This is a genomic window from Stenotrophomonas sp. ISL-67 (assembly GCF_018612915.1).
Classification (GTDB): domain Bacteria; phylum Pseudomonadota; class Gammaproteobacteria; order Xanthomonadales; family Xanthomonadaceae; genus Stenotrophomonas.
Window position 1 is genome coordinate 150,422 of sequence record NZ_JAGGRL010000004.1, and the last position, 19,876, is coordinate 170,297.

Genomic DNA, 19,876 nt, shown 5'->3' on the forward strand with positions numbered 1-19,876 from the left:
TGTCCGCGCTGCGGTGTGGATGCCGTGGTGGGGTTCACAGGCCCTGTGGATGCGACATGGATGCGGACCGCGCATCAGATAAGTTTCGAGTAGCGCCAAGGAGAGCTGCATATGCTGAAGGAAGTTGGCGGTGTCCCCGTCCAGCCCACGCACCGCGCCACGTGCCATTGCGGTGCCGTGGAGCTTGAGCTTGATCTGCCCAACGGCATCGAAAGCCCACGCCGATGCGACTGCTCGATCTGCCGGCGCAAGGGGGCGGTGGTGGCTTCCGTGCTGTTGTCCGGGCTCCGCCTGGTGAAGGGTGCCGAACACCTCAAGCTGTACGAGTTCAACACCCACACCGCCAAGCACTACTTCTGCGGCATCTGCGGAATCTATACGCATCACCAGCGCCGCTCGAATCCTCACCAGTTCGGCTTCAACGTCGGGTGCCTGGAGGGCATCAACCCCTTCGCCATACCCAACGTTCCCGTGGAGGATGGGGTCCACCATCCGGCGGACAGGGCAGGCTGACCCCACGGTCCGGTGGGTTTCATGCGGCACCCGACGATCCGTAGACAGCGCCGTCCGCCACGCGTCATCTCAGTGGTTGTTTCTGACCCGCTTCGGGCGCATGTGCAGATGAATTGTTCAGGCTGACCCGTGTAGCGGGCGGCTCGGCGCTTGGTGTTCCTGCGGTAAATCCGGCGACAATTCGTTCCGATGAACAAGGACAGCCACCCGGGAAGAATGGATCGTTACCAGCAGATCGTTGAACTGTCGGATACCTGCATCAAGGAACTTGACCTGGATGGAGTGATCGTTGACATCAACGACAGCGGGTTGAAGCTGTTGGGCGCCACGCATCCGTCGCAGGTGATGGGCAAGGTCTGGCGGGATTTCTGGCCCGTCGAGACGCGCCCCGTTGTGGAGAAAGCGCTTGCCGAGGCGGTGGCTAATGGCCGCGCCCAGTTTGAAGCCTTGGGCATGGATTTCCACGGTTCGATGCGGGACTGGCGGGTCAAGATCGGTGCGCTGCAGGTGTCCGGCCAGGTGGTGGGGCTGATTGCGGTCAGCTCGGACGTGACCGCACGCAACGCGGCGCTGGCCGCTGCGGGGGTGCTGGGTGCGTCGTTCGACGCGAAGATCGAGGCGGTAGACGCGCAGCTGGCCCATGCGGCCCGGCGCGAAGCCGGCCTGATCAACGACCTTCGCAGCAGCCATTCGCGCCTGGTGGCGACCAACATGGCGTATCAGGAGTTGGAGGTCCGGCATTTCGCGGCGGCGCGCAACCTCGACTTCGCGCTTGCGGCGCGGCGCGCGGCTGAAGTGATCGCCGAACACGCACAGAAGGGCGAGGCGGTGGGCCAGCTGCTCGCCGGCGTGGTGCATGACCTCAACAACTTCCTGCAGTCGGCTACCACGGCCATTGATCTGGTGCTGGCAAGCGACGAGCTGGGTGCCCGCAATACCGATCTGCTGACGGTCGCGGAGAGTGCCTTGGAACAGGGTGCGGAGATGTCGCAACGGCTGGTGGGGTTTGCCCGCCAGCATCCGTACCACCCGGAGTCGGTCGAGCTTGCGGCGCTGGTGCAGACGATGCGGCCGCTGCTGGTGCACGCGGTGGATTCACGCGCGCAATTGGAGATCGATACCTGCGATTCGGGCTGCTGCGCGATGGTGGACCGCAACACGCTGGAGCGCGCGCTGCTCAACCTGGTGGTGAATGCCCGCGACGCATGCACGCCGAAGGATGTCATCCGCATCACCACCGGCCAGCGCACGGTGCCACCGGGACCAGACGGCGGCGCCCGGGTCCCGGGTGAGTACGTCACCCTGACGGTGACCGATACCGGCGCCGGCATGGCCCCGGACGTGCTGGCCCGCGTGTTCGAGGTGTACTTCACCACCAAGCCGCCTGGCGAAGGCTCCGGCCTGGGCCTGCCGCAGGTGCATAGCGCGGTGCGCCAAGCCGGCGGTTTCGTGGAGATCATTTCCTCCCCGGGCGAGGGCGCGAGATTCGAGCTGGCGCTGCCGCGGGTGAATAGGGAGCAGGCGACGCTCGTGCGCTAGCGCCGGGGCTACGTTGTATTACGGGGCCCAGGATCATGGATTGCACCGTCGTCGTGAGTAGCAAGGTTCAGCGCCGTCGGGCGTTGCTCCAGATCGCTCCGCTGGACTCGTAGGCAAGGTCGAGTTCATCGCGCGAGGCCGCAGGCGTAGCGTCGGCAGCAGGCTGCGCACGGTCATTTGAGGCCGCCATGAACGAAGACAGTTCCCGTGCAACGCCAGCGTCGCGCAGGATGCGGCGATGGCCCAGCCCACGGGTGGTTGCAAGCCTGGCGTTCGGCCAGGTGCGAAGGATGGCTTGTGCGTGCTGCACGGGCACTTCCTTGTCCTGCAGGTCGTGCAGGACCAGCAGCGGGCGTTGCTGCTGTTGCGGAATGTTGGCGATGTCGAGGTAGGACCATGGGTGCCCGAGCCAAGCCTGCACCCTGGCGCGGAATGCATCGACAACGGCTGGAGCCGCTGAGATGGCGCGGGCGTAACTGTTGATTGCGGTCGACGGCAGGGCGAAGGGCGCAATGAAGGCAAGCCGCGGCGGCGGGCGCCACCCCTCGCGCATTGCCAATGCGACCACGGCGCAACCTCCCGAATGGGCAACCACCCCGTACAGCGCCGGTTCGCGGGCCGCCACGACACGCACGGCTTCGGCCATTTCAAAGAAGGTCACGCGCTTGCCGCCCAAGCGGCTGGGCGCCGAAGCGCCGTGCGCGGGTGCATCGAAGGCGACCACCCGGAATCCCTGTCTGCGCAGCGGGGCCACGAGCGAACACAGCTGGCCGGCGTTCCCGCCCCAGCCGTGCACCAGCAGGATGGTCGGCCCGCTGTCACCCCAGGCCCAGCCGGCCACGGGGCGACGGTGTACGTCGAACGTGAGCGGCGTTGCACTGTCGAGCCAAGCCTGGTCGGTATCGACCGGTCTGGTCCTGGGTGCCGAGAACCACAGATGGTCCATCCATCTCGCGGCGTGGCGAACACTGATGCGACCCAGTACGCGCATTGCCGCGCGCAGCAGGCTCAATCGCAGGTTGGGCTTGAGCCAGGGGGCGGCGGTTTCAGGCGCAGCAGGCGCGTGTGGCTGCGCGGGGCACGTGTGCTCGTTCAAGGTGGTTTCCTGGTGACCACGCGGGAGCGGCGTGACAAGGGAAATGCTAGTCGCCCGAGCGGATGAACATAATTGGCGCGGCCGCCAGATCGCTGGGCAATCCGGCCAGCACCCAGCAGAGGCTCAGAACACCTTGTGGTCGGGCGTCTGGAATTTCCGGCGGAATACGGCCGGTGTGAGATGCGTGCGCCGTGCGAACAGGCGTGAGAACGTGGAGACGTCGTGGTAACCAACCTCCATGGCAACCTGCGCCACGCTCAAGGTGGTGGTTTCGAGCAGATGCCTGGCCCGCTCCACCCGCAGGTCCTGCAGCAGTTCCAGCGGCGACTGTCCGGTTTCGGCGCGGAACCGGCGCAGCAGGGTCCTGTTCGATAGATGGAAGGTGGCCGCCAGCGCAGCCAGTTCGTAGCGCTCGGCCAGGCGCGTTGCGAACCAGCTGGCTGCGGTGCGTGCGATGGATTCGTGGCGTTTTGGCCGTAGCCGCGCATCCAGGTAAGGTGCCTGGCTGCCGCGATTGCCGTCGATGAGGCTGAACCGGCCTACTGCCCGGGCCAGGCTTGAGCCTGCGCGGTCACGGATGAGCTGCAGTGCCAGCTCGCCATAAGCGGTGAATGCACCGCAGGTGATGATGCTTCCATCGCGCACCAGCATGGCGTCGCGCAGTACGTCCACATCCGGGTAGCGTCGCGACATTTCGTCGGCGAAGGCCCACGCGGTGGTGGCACGCCGACCGGCCAGTACGCCGGCCTCGGCCAGCAGCAGACTGCCACCGCAGATTGCCGCGACGCCATGCTGGTCGGCGGCGCTGCGGATCAGCGCTTTTTCATCTTCCAGATGGGACAGCGCTGCGTCCATATCCTGGAATGAATTGAAGTCGAAGGCGGGCACGACGAGCAGATCGAAGCGGCCGGGCGCGCCGACCGACATGCGCACGTTGCCCGCCAGGCGCACCTCGCCCTCCCGGGCGCCGATGATGGTGACGGAGAACGGCGGCGGTGCATCCGGCAAACGCGCCGCGCTCAGGCGGTTGGCCACCAGCAACAGATCGGACAGGCCCAGCACCTCGGCCCCCATGCAGCCGTCATAGGCAAGGATGGCAACGCGCATGAACAGGCCCTCTGGTCGTCGATGCTGCAAGTGTGGCGATCTCGCCACACGGATCAAGCCCTGCAATGACGTCGCGAGCCTGATTGGCGATGGCCGCCACGCGATTGGCCGGATCGCCCTCGTTGGCAATTCACGCGTCTTGTACATGCGCGGGGCCACAACAGTGCAACGGGCGGCGGAGAATTGAGTGATGGTGGAAAGCGGTACGCTGGTTTACCTGGCCTACGGCCTTTATCTGCTCTGGCTCCTTGCGGGTACCGGGGACTTCCATCTGCACCGGCGTACCCATCTGCCTGTGACCTCGGGCGTTCGCGAGAGCGCACTACATGGGGCGCAGCTGGCCTGCGTGGGTGCTGGCGTGCTGGCGTGGCTGTCCTTTGTGCCTAACCGCCTGCTCGGTACGGTGCTGGTTGCGTTGGCGGCGGTGCACGTCCTGCTGGCTTACTGGGACACGGCCAGCGCCGATGGCGTGCGCCGCATCGCGCCGGTGGAGCAGCACGTTCACAGCGTGCTGGACGCCTGCCCGTGGGTCTTCGCAGTGGGCGTTCTTGTCATGGCCGACGCCGGCTGGCAGTGGGTCTGGCAGCCCCGCGCCCTTTCAGTCTGGATAGCGCTGGTTGTCCCGGCGGGCGTGCTGACCGTGCTGCCCTGGCTGCTTGAGTTCGCCGCCGCTGCGAAGTGCCGCCGCATGAAGATGAACCTGTAGCGGCGCGCCCGCAGCGCAATCAGGTCGGTGCCGGCACCAGATCGAGGAGTAGGAAGCCCGTCCACACCTCTACCGCTGCCGTGAGCTCGATCTCCGGTTGCCGAAAGCATCCGTCCTTGATCGGCGGAAATCTGGCTCATGGGCCGTGTGCGAAGACGCTTCCCGCGCGCCAGAGGTCGCAGACGACACTTCCAGGTGTCTCAAAGCGATTATCTCTCCACTACACAGTGTGGGATCAGGTTTTTGAATTGGACAGAGCCGATGCGCTGGTTGAGTTTGGCCTCGCGGAATCCGCCGCTGTTCGACGTAAGGTGCGCATGACTGTTTTTGTTTTTCGAAATCCCACCGTTGCGCTTTGGATATTGAGAAGGCTGGGGAGCTCCTCTTCGTCAAGCTATCCTCGGGTGCCGTTTTCAGCCATTCTGCTCATCAACGCGTTCGAGTTCATGGCCTCGTGGGGATCCTTCTTCTTGGCGTACAGCGCGCTGTTTGATGGCCGTTTCAGCTTTTTTTGGGTAATGGCTATAGCGGTACTCGGCTCCTTGACGTATGGCCTGCTGGTTGCGTGCTCTGTCAGGTATCCATAGCGATTGGCGATGCTCGCGAGTCACAGCCGCCGATGCGCATGATGGGCGCGACGTTCTGTTGGCCGAACACGGCCCTGGCGTTGGCGCTGAACTGGGCATCGAACTCTTCTGGGCTGACCTGGGACGAGTCGTTGATGGAGTTCAGGCCGGCGGTAGGCGGTGGGCGGGAAATGGCATCTTGATTGCGCGGAACCAATCAGAAGGCGGTGCGTGCACGCCGGCGTCTAGAACAAACTTCCCTGCGGCGAATCCTCGCGCGGCGGCAGCGGCCGCACGAACTTCGTGCAATCCAGCTTCGGCCAATGGCTGTTCTGCGCATCGAAGCCCAGCCGCTTGCGGGCAAGCTTGAAGCGGCTGGAAAGCAAATCGGCGTAGACGCCTTCGCCGCGCATACGGGTGCCGAACTCGCTGTTGTAATCCTTGCCGCCACGCAGCTGGTTGATGGTGCTCATCACGTGCGCGGCGCGGTCGGGGTGATGCGTATCGAGCCAGTCGCGGAACAGGGGCGCCACTTCCAATGGAAGGCGCAGCAGCACGTAACCGGCGGTACTGGCGCCGGCGTCGCGTGATGCTTCGAGCACTGCTTCCAGTTCCGCATCGTTGATCCAGGGAATCACCGGGGCCACCATCACGCCCACCGGAATGCCGGCGTCGTGCAGGCGACGCATGGCGCGCAGGCGCGCGTGTGGGGCCGATGCGCGCGGCTCAAGGCGCGCCGACAGATGCGGGTCCAGCGAGGTCACCGAGAAGTGCACGCTGACCAGGTTCTTCTCCGCCAGCGGGGCGAGCAGGTCGATGTCGCGCTCGACGAGGGCATTCTTGGTGATGAGCGAGAACGGGTGCTGGGTTTCCAGCATCACTTCGATCAGCTGGCGGGTGAGTTTCAGCTTGCGCTCGATCGGCTGGTAGGCATCGGTGTTGATGCCTAGTGCGATGGGTTGCGGGGTGTAGGCGGGCCGCGAGAGTTCCTTGCGCAGCAGCTGCGGGGCGTTGGTCTTGGCGAACAGCTTGGTTTCGAAGTCCAGGCCGGGGGAGAGGTTGAGGAAGGCGTGTGAGGGACGGGCGAAACAGTATGAGCAGCCGTGTTCGCAGCCTCGGTAGGGGTTCACCGATTGGCTGAAGCCTACGTCGGGGGATTTGTTGCGGCTGATGATGCTGCGCGCGGTTTCGGCGCGCACTTCGGTGCGCAGGCGCGGGGCGGCGAATTCTTCGCTGGTTTCCGGTTCCCAGCCGTCGTCCATGGCTTCGCTGACCGTTACTTCGAAGCGGCCTGCGAGGTGCGTGGTGGAACCACGGCCTTTGATTGCGATACCCATTGCGTTGAGGCTATCGGTTGGGTGTCTCAGGGGTTGAGACGTTGAGCGGGACAGGGTGGAGGCCTTTGCGGCGCTCTTGGGTTAGTAGTATTACTAACCACAGGCCCGGAGGAAAGCGGAATGTGCGGCCCTGTTGGGTTTGGGCTGAATCGTTCGGGTTTGTTCCCCAGGGTTATCCACAGGGGGACCAGGTGCGTTGTTGGAGTGCGCGAAAGGCATCCGGGCAGGGCCCGGATCTACGTGATTGCGCAGGAACAGATGCGTTGGGCATGCCGCACGGTTGTGCAGTGCGTGGGCCGAGCAACGGCCGGCGCTACCGATGCGGCGCCAGCGACCGCCGGGTGGTCAGAGCAGGGCGAGATAGCCCCTTACCGTGGTGTCCAGGCCCGTGTATAGGGCTTCGCTGATGAGGGCGTGGCCGATGGAGACTTCGAGGACGTTCGGGACCGTTTGCAGGAAATCACGGAGGTTTTCCTGGGAAAGGTCGTGGCCTGCGTTGACGCCGAGGCCGGCGGCCTGGGCGCGGCGGGCGGCGTCGGCGAACAGGGCGAGCATGACGGTGGCGTCGCCTGCGGCGTGCGCGTCGGCGTAGGGGCCGGTGTAGAGCTCGATGCGGTCGGCGCCAATTGCTGCCGCCTGGGCGAGGTCGGGGTTGCCGGCGTCCACGAACAGGCTGACCCGGCAGCCGTAACGCTTCAGCTCTGCGATCAATGGGCGCAGGCGCTCGGCGTCGCGGCTGAAGTCGAAGCCATGGTCGGAGGTGAGCTGGCCTTCGCTGTCGGGCACCAGGGTGGCCTGGGCCGGGCGGGTCTGCGCGCACAGTGGCAGCAGGCCGGGGTAACCGGGGCGCGGCGGGGCGAACGGGTTGCCTTCGATGTTGAATTCCACGCCGCGCGCGGTGGTCAGCGCGGAGAGCGCGAGCACGTCTTCGGCGTGGATATGCCGGCGGTCGGGGCGTGGGTGCACGGTGATGCCGTGGGCGCCGGCGTCCAGGCAGGCGGTGGCGGCCTGCAGTACGTCAGGGTCCTGGCCGCCGCGCGAATTGCGCAGGACGGCGATCTTGTTCACGTTGACGCTGAGGTGGGTCATAGGCTCGGGGGAAGGTCGTTCGGGTCGCGGTCGGCTTCGCGGCGGGCCTGGGCCTGCTCGCGCAGCCGGCGCAGCTCGGCGGGGTCGATCGCGTTGTAGATGTCGTGGGTGCCGGCGGCATCGCGCTGGCTGCCGCCGAAGCTGGCCTGGTAACGGCCGCGGATCCAGGCCAGCAGGAACAGCAGTGCGCCGGCCAGCCACAGCATCATCATGCCGGTGGACGGTGTCTTGATGGCGAAGGTGAAACAGCCCAGCGACAGCAGCAGGAACAGCCAATACATTGTCATTCTCCCCGTTGACCTGCGCAGTGTAGCGCCGGGGCAGGGCGGGGTTCCACGTGGGGCGGCTACAGCAGGGGCGAAGCCAGGCGGGCAAACGCCTCGGGCACGCGGTGCAGCCAGAGCGAGCGGCGGCGGTCGTCGCGTACCGGGCTGGCGGCGGCGAATTCGGCCGCCAGGATCTTCTCCAGTTCCGCCACGCATGCGTCGTTGCTGATCATCATGGAGAGCTCGAAGTTGAGCCGGAAGCTGCGGTGGTCGAAGTTGGCGCTGCCGGCAATGCACACGTCGTGGTCAGCAATGAAGGCCTTGGTGTGCAGCATGCGCGGGCCGTATTCGTAGATCTTGACCCCGGCCTGCAGCAGTTCGTCGAAGTAGGAGCGCGCGGCCTGGGTGACGAACCAGGAGTCGCTCATCTTGGGCACCAGCAGGCGCACATCCAGGCCGCCGAGTGCGGCGGAGGTCAGTGCCATGCGCGCGGCTTCGCCGGGCACGAAGTAGGGCGTGACCAGCCACACGCGTTCGCGTGCTTCGTGGATGGCGGCGACCTGCAGGCGGTGGATGGTTTCCCACGACGAGTCCGGGCCCGATACCAGCACCTGCGCGTCGATCGCGCCGTCCTGGCGGCCGGGCATGTCGTTGGGCCACAGCTGGGCGATGTTGAAGCGTTCCTTCGGCTCGCCGGTGGCATAGATCCAGTCTTCGATGAAGACCAGCTGCAGGCTGCGCACGACGTGGCCGGCCAGGCGCATGTGCAGGTCGCGGTAGGCATCGGGCCGACGGCTTTCGTCTTCTTCGTCGGTGATGTTGATGCCACCGGTAAAGGCGACGCGGCCGTCGATCACCACCAGCTTGCGGTGGGTGCGCATGTTCATCCACGGCCGTTTGAATGGCTTGAGCAGTTGGCGCGGATGGAACCACGCGACTTCGGCACCTGCTTCAAGCAGTGGCTTGAGGAAGGCGCTGCGGATGCTTGAGGAGCCCACTGCATCCAGCAGGAGGCGCACACGCACGCCGGCGAGGGCACGCTCGACCAGGGCGTCGCGCAGCGCGGTACCGGCGTGGTCGGGATTGAAAATGTAGTACTCCACGTGCAGGTGGTCGCGTGCCTGGGCCACTGCCTTCAACAGGGCGGCGTAGGTCTGCGCGCCATCCACCAGCCACTCCACTTCCGTCGCCGAGCTGGGCGCCAGGCCCGTGGTGGCCTGGGCGATCTTGGCCAGCTCGGTGCAGTCGTCATCGGGCGGGCACACGCTGCTGTAGTGCTCCATGCCGGAGCGTGCGCGGCCCCGGCGCAGGCGCTGCCGCTTCACTTTCTGCGGGCCCAGCAGGTAGTACACGAACAGCCCCAGGTAGGGCAGCGCGGCCAGCGACAGGATCCAGCTGAGGGTAGCCACCGGTTCGCGCTTCTGCAGCATGATCCAGCCGATCAACCACAGCAGGTACAGCACGTAGGCGGCAATCAGCAGTGGGCGCAGGTGTGGAACGGCGTCCAGCCAGTGGAGCCAGTCGGCAAGCGCGGGGTAGGTGGCAAGCATGCGCGGATCATAGCTGGAAAAAAAGCGCCCCTGTTTCCAGGGGCGCTTTCCAGTCGCGTCATGACTTGGTATTGCGTCTTACTGCTGCTGCTGGAACCCGATCTTCTTCATCTGCGCGTTCTTCGCGGCGGCCAGAACCTTGGCCATCACGTCGTACTCGGAGTCCGGGCTGGCGTCGATGCGCAGCTCGGGCTGGTTGGTCGGGTCACGCTGCACTTCCTGTTCCATACGCTGCTGGAGCTCAGCCGTTGCAACCGGGCTGTTGTTCCAGAACACCTGGTTGCTGGCGTCGATCCGCAGCTCGATCGGCGGCGGCGGTTCGACCAGCTGCGGCGGTGGGTTGAGCACGCGCTGCGGCAGGTCCACGGCGATCGGGTACGTCATGATCGGCGCGGTAACGATGAAGATGATCAACAGCACCAGCATCACGTCCACAAGGGGCGTAACGTTGATGTCGGCCATGGGGCCCTTGCCACCACCAGTACTGAATGCCATGGCTTACTGCCCCTTCTCTTTGGTGGCCACGAAGCCAACGTCGAGCATGCCCTGCTCCTGCGCGATCTTGGTCATCTCGTTGATGACACGCATCTTGGTGGTGCGGTCACCACGCAGATTGAGCGGGGGCTGGGGGGTCTGCTGGGCGGCGGTCGCCAGGCGCGACTCGAGAGTCTGCTTGTCGATCTCTTCGTCGTTCCAGAAGATCGAGCCGTCTTCCTTCACCGCCAGGGTGATGGGACCCTTGCGGTCGGCCGCATCGTCAGGGTTCTGCACCAGGTTGGCCTCGGGCAGGTCGACCTTGACCTTATGGGACATCAGGGGCGCCGTGATGATGAAGATGATCAGCAGCACCAGCATCACGTCCACGAGGGGCGTAACGTTGATGTCGGCCATGGGGCCGCCGCTGTTACCACTACTGAAAGCCATAACGGGCTCCGTCTAGATCGTGTTGACTACGTTCTCGCTGGGTACAGCGCGTCGCAATTAGCGGACGCGCGAACCGGTGGCGAAGAAGTCGTGCAGGTCGTGAGCGAACGTATCGAACTTGCTGATCGTGGCGCTGTTGATCTTGCTGAAGAAGTTGAAGGCGAACACGGCCGGGATTGCCACGAACAGACCGATGGCGGTCATGATCAGGGCTTCACCCACCGGGCCGGCAACGGCGTCGATGGAGGCCGAGCCGGTTGCACCGATCTTGATCAGCGCGCCGTAGATGCCCCACACGGTGCCGAGCAGACCGACGAACGGAGCGGTTGCGCCGACGGTGGCCAGCAGGGTCATGCCCGACTGCAGGTTGTTGCTTTCGCGGGTCACGGCCTGACGCAGGGCGCGGTCGACGAACTCCGAACGGCTCAGGTTTTCACCCACGCCACCGGTGGCGCCACCTTCGGCACGCTGGTGGTGGGCGGCAGCCTGGGCTGCGTCCAGGGCGATCTTGGAGAACGGCTCGGAAGCCGGCTGTTCTTCCATGGCGCGGATGGCGTCCTGTGCGTTCGGGGTATCCCAGAACAGGCTCACGACCTTGTCAGCAGCGCTCTTCAGGCGGGTAGCACGGAAGATGTTGATGACGGTCCAGTACCAGGACATGGCCGACATGATCACCAGGGTCAGAAGCACGACCCAGGAGACGGCGAAGTCGCCCGGCTTGGAGGTCATTTCGTGGATCAGATGCTCGAAGCCCATCTGCGAGAGGGCATTCGACGGGTTGCCCCCGGCAGCAGCGGCGATGAAGAGTTCCTGCAGCATGACGCTTACCTTTGTTGTGTGTGGTGATGAATGTTGTAGCTAGGTTCAAGTGACAGAGGGGTGGCCGGCGGCCACCCGGCCTGTCAGTTCAGCGCAAAGTTGACCGGGACGCGGACGCGACCTGCAGCTTTCTTCCCGCCCGATTCGGCTGCGTTGAAGCGCCATTTACGGGCGGCTTCCATCGCGGCACGGTCCAGATCGCGGTTACGGCTGGACTTTTCGACCGACACATTGGTGACGTTGCCGTTGGCATCGACATCAATGATCAGGATCACTTCACCCTGGATACCTGCGCGGAATGCGGCCGGCGGGTAGCGCGGGGGATTCATGGCCTTGGACGAGATATCGACGCTGGCCTCGATGGAACTCGGCGGCTGCGGCGGGCTCGGCGGACTCGGCGGCGTGACGATGTCGTTCGGACGCGGTTCCGGCACATCGATCACCGGCGCCTGCGGTGGCGGCGGCACCGGCGAGGGCTTGGGCGGCGACAGGTTCTTGACCGGCGGCGGCGGCGTTTCAGTCGGCGGCGGCGGCGGCGGCGGCGGTGGCGGCGGCGGCGGAGCGTCGACCAGGGTCACCATGATGTTGCGTTCCTTTTCCGCGACGGCCTTCGGGGCCACGGCAGGAATCAGAAGCATCATGAAGGCGGCGAGATGCAGTGCGATTACAAAAGCGATACCCACGATACGCGGCCAGCTGAAGCCGGTGTCATCGCGTTGTTCGTACCTGTGAACGACTAGTTGTTCCGTCATGCGCCAAGAGCTCATTAGTGGGGCCGGGATACCCAGGGGCAGGTAGCCCATGATCAGCGGTGCATGACACCGCAGGAACCTCCAAGCTTATACCAATCCTGAGCGCCTGCGCATCACTCTCGCAGGCGTTCAGGCGTTATTCCTACTTACTTCAGGTTGATGATTTTCTTGGCATCCGCCTGGTTCTTCACACCCTTTGCCAGCGCCTGCTGGGCCGCCGTCTTGGCTTCCGGAATGCGACCTTCCGAATGCAAGACACGTGCCAGGTTCAAGTAGGTTTCACCGTCCTTGGAAAGCGGGGCGGCCTTCTGCCACGCTTCAATTGCCTTTTCCGTCTGCTGCGGGTCGGAGTAGTAGTAGGCCTGGGCCTGGGCCAGGTAAACCTGGTAATCCGGCTTCAGGATGCCCTTCTGCAGACCGTCGTTGATCACGGCGATGACCTGCTGTTCCTTGTTCTCCGAGTTGGCGTAGATCGAATACGCCTGCTTGTACTCGCGCTCGTCGGTCAGCTGGCCGGCGGCGAACAGCTTGTCCATGATCCCCGCGGCCTTGTCCATCTGGTCGGACTGCAGGTACATGCTGGCCAGGTTCATCTGGGCCTTTTTGTCGTTCGGGTTCTTGGCGGCGAGCGCCTCGGCCTGCGCGACCGCTTCACCGGTCATGCCCGCTTCGGACATGGCGCCCATCAGCAGCTGGTTCCAGTTGTCCTTCGGCTCGGTGGCGCCGGCGATGGCCTGCTGGATCACCGGCACGGCCTCCTTGTAGCGCTCCAGCTGGTACAGGGCCTGGCCCTTGATGATCAGCTCTTCGGGCTTGGTCGACTTGGATTCGGCGAAGTACTTGTCCAGGGTGACCAGGCCTTCGGCGGTCTGGTCGTCCTGGATCTGCAACTGGGCCAGCATCAGCATGGACTGGAAGTGGCCGTTGTTATCCAGGCCGTTGAATTCCAGCACCTGCTGCAGGTACTTCTTGGCAGTGGCGCTGTCGTCGAGGTTGTACGCAGCCTGCGCACCCAGCTGGGCGGCCAGCGACTTGTCGTAGGCGTTGGCAGCGCTGTTGGCCAGGATCTCGTCGGCCGCGGCGCGGGTTTCCGGGAACTTCTGGTCGTTGTAGCTGTCGATCAGCTTCTGCAACTGCTTGCCCAGCTTCGGAGACGCCTTGACGCTGGGCTCTTCACGGGTGGCGTTGGGGAACAGCACTTCTGCCTTGGCCTGGGACTGCTTGCCACCGCGTCGTTCGCTGTTGCGCTCGGAACTGCGGCTCTGGGCCACGGCATCGGTAACAACGACGCCACCGATGGCGGTCGCGATGAGGACGGAAAGCACGGCTTGCTTGTGGTTGCGGAAAATCATCTTTCACCTCGATCGAACCGCCGTGGCGGCATCAAAACGGACTGTCAGAAAAATCTGAGCCGCCAAACGTATCAGAAACCGATGGCGTGAGAAATCGTTTCCGATGCTGCAATACAGCATCCTTTAGTCGAATCACCCGCACTTCGGGCGCCTTCCCGCGGCTTGGGCCTGCTGGAAAACACCGGTCAGGGCGGGGGTATCGCGCTGCAGCTCCCGGATCCGGTTGGCGGGATCGGGGTGGGTGGACAGCCATTGCGGGGAGCGCCCGCCGCTGGCCGCCATCATGTTCTGCCACAGGTTGACCGCCTGGGCCGGGTCGAACCCCGCCTCGGCCATCAGCCGTTGGCCGACCACGTCGGCTTCGCTTTCCTGGGTGCGTGAACCGGGCAGCAGGAACGCGGCCTGCGCGCCGGCACCCCCCAGCTGGTTGACCGTGCTGGCGGCGCCGTCGCCGTACGCGGCGCCGGCCAGTGCACCGAGCACGGCCAAGCCGGTCTGGGCGCCCATCTGGCGGGTCAGCCGCTCTTCGTGGTGGCGCGAGATGACATGGCCGATTTCATGCCCGATCACGGCAGCCAGCTGGTCCTGGTTCTTGGCCACGGTGAAGATGCCGGTATTCACCCCGACCTTGCCGCCGGGCAGGGCAAACGCGTTCGGTTCGGGATCGACGAACACGGCGGTCTCCCAACGTACGCCACGGTACTGTGGAGGCAGTTGCGCGACCAACGCGTTCACCACGCACTGCACGTAAGCGTTCTGACGGCCATCGCCGCTGATTTTCTCTTTTTTCCTGGTCTCGGCGAAGGCCTGCGCGCCGAGCTGGTCCAGCTCGGCCTGCGATACGCCGCCCACCATCTGCCGGCGCCCGGTGGGCGAGGTGGTGGTGGCGCAGGCGCTGACCAGCAGGGTGATGACAAGTCCGAGCAGCAAGGGCTTCAAGGCGGGGACTCCCGTGTTCATGTCTGTAGTGTGGGGGCTGGAATGTAAGGTTTCGTCAAGCCGTGGGGTCAGTGCAAGCCCAGGAAGACCAGGGCGGCCAAGGCGATGGCATTGTTCAGCGCGTGCGCCACGATCGGCGCCCACAGGGTGCCGGTGCGCTGGTACAACCAGGCGAACGCGGCGCCCATGCCGCCGTACACCAGCCACAGCTGGGCGATTTCCCACGGACCGTTGGCGCTGGTGCCGGGCACTTCGTGGACCAGGGCAAAGGCCAGGCTGCTGAGCAGCATGCCCAACCATGGGCGGCCGGCTTGCCACAGGCGCCCGAACAGCACGCGCCGGAACAGCAGTTCTTCGTAGGCCGGGGCAAGCACGATGGCGAACAGGGCCAGGAACCACGGGAAGCGGGCCAACGCCTGTTCCATCAGGGCCAGGTTGGTGGGCACCGGCTCAATGCCCGCCTGCCGGGCCAGCCAGGCGATGCCGTTGCTGCCGATGATCACGGCAACGGCCACCAACACGGTCCAGCCCCAGGTGGACGGGCGGCGTGCAGCCTGGAACGAGGCGATGCGTTCGGAAGCGTCGGCGCGGCGGCGAAGGAAGTACAGGAACACGGCCGCGCCGCCGGTGGCGAACACCGCCATCAGGATCTGCGCGAGTGCACCGGGTTGGCCCAGTTGCTGGGCCAGCGCTTCGGCTTGCTGGCCGCCGGTGTCGCGGACCACGACGACCGCACGGTAGGCGGTCCAGAGCAGGCCACTGGCCATGCTCAGCCCAAGGAGGGCCACGGTGGCGATACCGAGATCGATCAGGAATCCCGCAACGGGGGAGCCTGGTTTCCGTTGGGGCGCCTTGGGCAAGGCGGGTGGCAGCGGAGGCGTGGCGGACGCCGGGGCGGTAGCGGACATCGGGTTCCTGGCAGCAAAGGGCGATGGCCGGGCCGGTTGCAGGTCGCAACCGGCCGGCCCTGAGCCGATTGTGTCAGATATCCAGGTTGGCGACCCGCAACGCGTTGTCTTCGATGAAATCGCGGCGCGGTTCCACCACGTCACCCATGAGGGTGCTGAAGATCTGGTCGGCGGCCACGGCGTCTTCAATGCGCACCTGCAGCAGGCGGCGCGTATCGGGGTTCACGGTGGTGTCCCAGAGCTGCTCGGGATTCATTTCGCCCAGGCCCTTGAAGCGCTGGATCTGGCGGCCCTTCTTGGCTTCGTCCAGCAGCCAGTTGCGGGCATCGGCGAAACCGCTGATCTCCGACGACTTGGCACCCCGGACGATCTTGGCGCCTTCGCGTACCAGGCCGTGCAGCAGCAGCGAGGACTGGTGCAGGGCACGCAGTTCGCCGGTTTCGAACGCCGACAGCGGCAGGACCTGGATCAGCTCTTCTCCCATGTGGCGACGGGTCACCAGCAGAGCGGCGGGGCGCTGTTCGGTGGGTTCCTGCAATTCAAGGCTGAAACGAGGGGAGCCCAGGCTGCCTTGGTTGAGGCGCTTGGCCAGTGCCGCCAGGCCCTCATCGGCACCCGCCTTGCGCAGGTGCTCCAGGTCCATCGGGGTGAAATCAACCAGCGCTTCAAGCAGCTGGCGATCGTAGCGATGGGCGTTGCGGCCGATGGCTTCCTGCGCCGAGGCGAAGGCCAGCAGCAGTTTCTCCAGGGCGACGCCCTCGATGGCTGGCTCGTTTTCGGCCGGAACCAGCGAAGCGTTTTCCACCGCATTGCTGGCCAGGTAGGCATCCAGCGCGGGGTCGTCCTTCAGGTACAGCTCCTGCTTGCCCTGCTTGATCTTGTACAGCGGCGGCAGGCCGATGTAGATGTGGCCGCGCTCGATCAGCTCCGGCATCTGCCGGTAGAAGAACGTCAACAGCAGCGTGCGGATGTGCGCGCCGTCGACGTCGGCGTCGGTCATGATGATGATGCGGTGGTAACGCAGCTTGTCCGGGTTGTACTCATCGCGGCCGATGCCGGTGCCCAGCGCGGTGATCAGCGTACCGACCTGGTCGGAGGCCAGCATGCGGTCGAAGCGGGCACGTTCCACGTTGAGGATCTTGCCGCGCAGCGGCAGCACGGCCTGGTTCTTTCGGTTGCGGCCCTGCTTGGCCGAACCACCTGCGGAGTCACCCTCGACGATGAACAGTTCGGACAGCGCCGGGTCTTTTTCCTGGCAGTCGGCGAGCTTGCCGGGCAGGCCGGCGATATCCAGCGCGCCCTTGCGGCGGGTCAGGTCGCGCGCCTTGCGGGCGGCTTCGCGCGCACGGGCGGCGTCGACGATCTTGCCGGCAATGGCCTTGGCTTCGTTCGGGTTTTCCTGCAGGAACTCTTCCAGGCGCTGGCCGAACGCACTTTCCACGGCCGGGCGCACGTCCGAGCTGACCAGCTTTTCCTTGGTCTGGCTGGAGAAGCTGGGGTCCGGCACCTTCACCGACAACACGGCGATCATGCCTTCGCGCATGTCGTCGCCGGTCAGGTTGATCTTGGCCTGCTTGGCAATGCCGTTCTGCTCGATGTAGTTGTTGAGCACGCGGGTAAGCGCGCCGCGGAAGCCGGCAAGGTGGGTGCCGCCGTCCTTCTGCGGGATGTTGTTGGTGAAGCAGTACATCGTTTCCTGGTAGGAATCGGTCCACTGCAGCGCCACATCCACGGTGATGCCGTTGGCTTCGCCGGTGACCGAGATGACGTTCGGATGCAGCGGGGTCTTCAGCTGCGCCAGATGCTCCACGAAGCTGCGGATGCCGCCTTCGTAGTGGAAGTCGTCGCGGCGGCCATCGCCACGCTCATCGATCAGGACAATCTTGACCCCGGAGTTCAGGAACGAGAGTTCGCGCAGACGGCGCGCGAGGATCTCGTAGTGAAACTCAACGTTGTCGTGGAACGCGACCACTGACGGCCAGAAGCGCAGGGTGGTGCCACGCTTGGTGCTGGCTTCCACCTGCGCCAGCGGGCTTACGGCGGCGCCATCTGCGTATTCCTGATGGAAGTGGAAGCCGCTCTGGAAGATGTCCAGGGTGAGCTTCTGCGACAAGGCGTTGACCACGCTGACGCCAACGCCGTGCAGGCCGCCGGACACCTTGTAGCTGTTGTCGTCAAACTTGCCGCCGGCGTGCAGCACGGTCATGACCACTTCGGCGGCAGACACTTCGCGGCCGAGCTTCTGGCTCATCTGCGCGTGCTTGCCGGTGGGGATGCCACGGCCGTTGTCCGACACCGACACCGAACCGTCGGCGTGGATCGTCACCGCAACGTGGTCGGCGTGGCCTGCCAGCGCTTCGTCGATGGAGTTGTCGACGACCTCGAACACCATGTGGTGCAGACCGGTGCCGTCGTGGACGTCGCCGATGTACATGCCGGGCCGCTTGCGGACCGCCTCCAGGCCTTCCAGGGCGGTGATGCTGTTGGCGTCGTAGTTGCCGGTAGGTGCCGGAGTGTTCTGTTCTTCAGTCATTGCGCTTGCCATAGGCTCCGCAGGTCGGGCCGCCGCGGGGAGCGGGGCACCGATGGATAAGGGGTTGCAACAGCAATTATACCAGCCGGGCGTGACCGCCCCTGCCAGCACTATGGCACAAGCTGGACGTGGCCATGTTCCACGTGGAACCGGGTGATGTCGGTGCGGTCCTGCAGGGCTGCCGGAGTTTCGGTGGCAGTGATGAAGATCTGCGCCGGGGCCGCGCGCAGACGATCCAGCACCCGCGCTTGATGGGTGCGATCGAGCTCGGAGGCCAGGTCATCCAGCGCGATCACCGGCCACTCGCCACGCTGCTCTGCGTAATCCTCGGCCTGGGCGAGCAGGCAGGTGAGCGCGGTGAGCTTGGCCTGCCCTCGTGAGAGCGCGTCGCGGCCTGGAATGGTGGCAAAGCCCACGCTCCAGTCGGCCCGGTGCGGGCCCACGGAGGTATAGCCAGCCAGGCCGTCGCGGTCGCGGGCCAGCAGCAGCGCGTCGGATAGGGAAAGCTCCTGCTTGCGCCAGCCCGGGCTCAAGGTCAGCGACTGAATGCCCAGATGGGGGGCCAGATCCTGCGCGAGGCTGATGGTTCGGTGCTGCAGGCGGTCCAGGTAGTGCTGGCGGCGGCTGGTGAGCGGTTCGCCGGCTTCCGCCAGTTCCCTATCCCACGCGTCCAGCGCATTTGGGTGGCCGCCTTGCTTGAGCAGGGCATTGCGCTGCTTGAGGGCCCGCGAATAGCGCCGCCACAGAGAAAGGAAGTCTGGTTCCACGTGGAACAACCCCCAATCCAGAAACCGGCGCCGCGGTTCGCCCCCTCCACTGACCAGCGCGTGGCTGCCGGGCTCGAAGGTCACCACCGCCAAGGCAGCACACAGGTTTCCCAGCTGGGCAACGTCCTCGCCGTCGAGCCTACCTTTCCAATCGTGGCCGCTGTGACGCAGCCCAGCTTTGCGGCGCGTGGCCGAATCCGCGCCAGAACGCTGCTCATCCCACTCCACGAACACATCCAGCGCCTCCTGCCCTTGGCGGACCAGCCCATCGCGCACGCGCCCGCGGAAACTGCGCCCGTAGGCCATCACATGCAGGGCTTCCAGCACGCTGGTTTTGCCCGCGCCGTTGTCGCCAGTGATCAGGTTGATGCCCGGTTGTGGGGCCAGCTCCACGCTGTCGAAGCGACGAACCTGGTGCAGGGACAGACGACGGATGAACATGCGGTCGGATCTAGGCCGCAGATGCGGCAGAAGGGGGCGGGTAATCGAGCAGCTTACTGCATGGGGGTCGTTTCACGGGGGCGGGTTGTTGGCAATGTCGTGGGCCATGGCTTCGAAACACCGTGAATTTCTTGAATTCTGCGGGCGCGGTAGCGGTGTAGTCGCGCGGATTTCAAGGAATTTTCACTTTCTCGCGATCGACGGCATGACGGCTGACTCCCGAGCACGCGCTGAATTCTTTGAAATCTGAAGAGCGAGGCAAGGCAGGTCTTCTCAGATGTCGCGAGATTCACCCAGTCGGTTTTTGCGCTATCCACAGGGGGTCTGTATGACTTATGCACAATCTCTGTGCAATCTGTGGATAAAACAGGTGCCCTTGGCCCCCCTGAAAGATATCCACAGGTTCAACCCCAGGCTCAGACCCTCTTCTACCGGGGGTTTCAGGCCTATATATCCCTTATAAATCATACAGATAAGGTACTTCTCAACCAAATCTGGCTCTACCACCACCACCTAGCTTTAGATTTATATACAGTTTTTAGAAGCATAGAGCTGTGATTCAGGGCAGATCAAAGCGTTCTTCCGACGCGTGTAGAGCCACGCCTTGCGTGGCTGCTCTTCGCCTTGCAACCGAACAATGTTGCTTGAGCGCAATCGCAACTTCGGCTATCC

At 64.8% G+C, this 19,876-nt stretch carries 18 protein-coding genes; 3 read left to right on the forward strand and 15 right to left on the reverse strand.

What is annotated here, in order from left to right; genetic code table 11:
* The first annotated feature begins 111 nt into the window (after positions 1-111).
* Together J7J08_RS06565 and J7J08_RS06570 are read left to right on the forward strand one after the other, a co-directional pair.
* Positions 112-513: a GFA family protein gene (locus J7J08_RS06565; RefSeq protein ID WP_214902915.1), complete on the forward strand. Its 402-nt coding sequence runs from the start codon at positions 112-114 to the stop codon at positions 511-513.
* Positions 514-702: 189 nt separating this feature from the next.
* A complete protein-coding gene (locus tag J7J08_RS06570; protein WP_251006468.1) occupies positions 703-2,052 on the forward strand; it encodes a PAS domain-containing sensor histidine kinase in 1,350 nt (449 codons plus the stop codon).
* A 67-nt stretch (positions 2,053-2,119) separates the two neighbouring features.
* Here J7J08_RS06570 and J7J08_RS06575 read toward each other — a convergent pair whose 3' ends face one another.
* Positions 2,120-3,064, reverse strand: a complete 945-nt coding sequence (locus J7J08_RS06575; RefSeq protein ID WP_214902916.1) for an alpha/beta fold hydrolase — start codon at positions 3,062-3,064, stop codon at positions 2,120-2,122.
* Between the two features lie 207 nt (positions 3,065-3,271).
* Positions 3,272-4,402, reverse strand: a complete 1,131-nt coding sequence (locus J7J08_RS06580) for a helix-turn-helix domain-containing protein (RefSeq protein WP_214902918.1) — start codon at positions 4,400-4,402, stop codon at positions 3,272-3,274.
* 43 nt (positions 4,403-4,445) lie between these two features.
* Here J7J08_RS06580 and J7J08_RS06585 point away from each other — a divergent pair, with 43 nt between their 5' ends.
* Positions 4,446-4,961, forward strand: coding sequence for a hypothetical protein (locus tag J7J08_RS06585; RefSeq protein WP_214903109.1), 516 nt, complete (start codon positions 4,446-4,448; stop codon positions 4,959-4,961).
* A gap of 811 nt (positions 4,962-5,772) precedes the next feature.
* Here the strand turns inward: J7J08_RS06585 and J7J08_RS06590 are convergent.
* The 13 genes from J7J08_RS06590 to recF form a co-directional block, all read right to left on the reverse strand.
* Positions 5,773-6,864 (reverse strand): PA0069 family radical SAM protein, encoded by a 1,092-nt coding sequence (locus J7J08_RS06590; protein ID WP_214902920.1) that lies wholly within the window; start codon positions 6,862-6,864, stop codon positions 5,773-5,775.
* Between the two features lie 345 nt (positions 6,865-7,209).
* A complete protein-coding gene (locus J7J08_RS06595) occupies positions 7,210-7,953 on the reverse strand; it encodes a pyridoxine 5'-phosphate synthase (RefSeq protein WP_214902922.1) in 744 nt (247 codons plus the stop codon).
* Positions 7,950-8,234: a hypothetical protein gene (locus J7J08_RS06600; protein ID WP_214902924.1), complete on the reverse strand. Its 285-nt coding sequence runs from the start codon at positions 8,232-8,234 to the stop codon at positions 7,950-7,952. The genes J7J08_RS06595 and J7J08_RS06600 overlap by 4 nt, the downstream gene beginning before the upstream one ends.
* Positions 8,235-8,299: 65 nt before the next feature.
* The gene (cls, locus tag J7J08_RS06605; RefSeq protein WP_214902928.1) at positions 8,300-9,769 is read right to left on the reverse strand and encodes a cardiolipin synthase; all 1,470 of its coding nucleotides are present in this window, start codon (positions 9,767-9,769) and stop codon (positions 8,300-8,302) included.
* A 78-nt stretch (positions 9,770-9,847) separates the two neighbouring features.
* A complete protein-coding gene (locus J7J08_RS06610; protein WP_214902930.1) occupies positions 9,848-10,264 on the reverse strand; it encodes a biopolymer transporter ExbD in 417 nt (138 codons plus the stop codon).
* A gap of 3 nt (positions 10,265-10,267) precedes the next feature.
* A complete protein-coding gene (locus tag J7J08_RS06615; RefSeq protein ID WP_214902933.1) occupies positions 10,268-10,693 on the reverse strand; it encodes a biopolymer transporter ExbD in 426 nt (141 codons plus the stop codon).
* Positions 10,694-10,750: 57 nt separating this feature from the next.
* Positions 10,751-11,512, reverse strand: a complete 762-nt coding sequence (gene exbB / locus J7J08_RS06620; RefSeq protein WP_214902936.1) for a TonB-system energizer ExbB — start codon at positions 11,510-11,512, stop codon at positions 10,751-10,753.
* An 83-nt stretch (positions 11,513-11,595) separates the two neighbouring features.
* Positions 11,596-12,264, reverse strand: coding sequence for an energy transducer TonB (locus J7J08_RS06625; protein WP_343237713.1), 669 nt, complete (start codon positions 12,262-12,264; stop codon positions 11,596-11,598).
* A gap of 146 nt (positions 12,265-12,410) precedes the next feature.
* Positions 12,411-13,616 (reverse strand): hypothetical protein, encoded by a 1,206-nt coding sequence (locus tag J7J08_RS06630; protein WP_214902939.1) that lies wholly within the window; start codon positions 13,614-13,616, stop codon positions 12,411-12,413.
* A 132-nt stretch (positions 13,617-13,748) separates the two neighbouring features.
* Complete coding sequence (locus J7J08_RS06635; protein WP_251006469.1) at positions 13,749-14,555, reverse strand: M48 family metallopeptidase; 807 nt, start codon at positions 14,553-14,555, stop codon at positions 13,749-13,751.
* Between the two features lie 68 nt (positions 14,556-14,623).
* Positions 14,624-15,463 carry a CPBP family intramembrane glutamic endopeptidase gene (locus J7J08_RS06640; RefSeq protein WP_214902945.1) on the reverse strand — a complete coding sequence of 280 codons (840 nt, stop codon included), beginning with the start codon at positions 15,461-15,463 and terminating at the stop codon, positions 14,624-14,626.
* Positions 15,464-15,536: 73 nt separating this feature from the next.
* The gene (gene gyrB / locus J7J08_RS06645; RefSeq protein WP_214902948.1) at positions 15,537-17,996 is read right to left on the reverse strand and encodes a DNA topoisomerase (ATP-hydrolyzing) subunit B; all 2,460 of its coding nucleotides are present in this window, start codon (positions 17,994-17,996) and stop codon (positions 15,537-15,539) included.
* A gap of 110 nt (positions 17,997-18,106) precedes the next feature.
* Positions 18,107-19,204: a DNA replication/repair protein RecF gene (recF, locus tag J7J08_RS06650; RefSeq protein ID WP_214902950.1), complete on the reverse strand. Its 1,098-nt coding sequence runs from the start codon at positions 19,202-19,204 to the stop codon at positions 18,107-18,109.
* Positions 19,205-19,876: the final 672 nt, after the last annotated feature.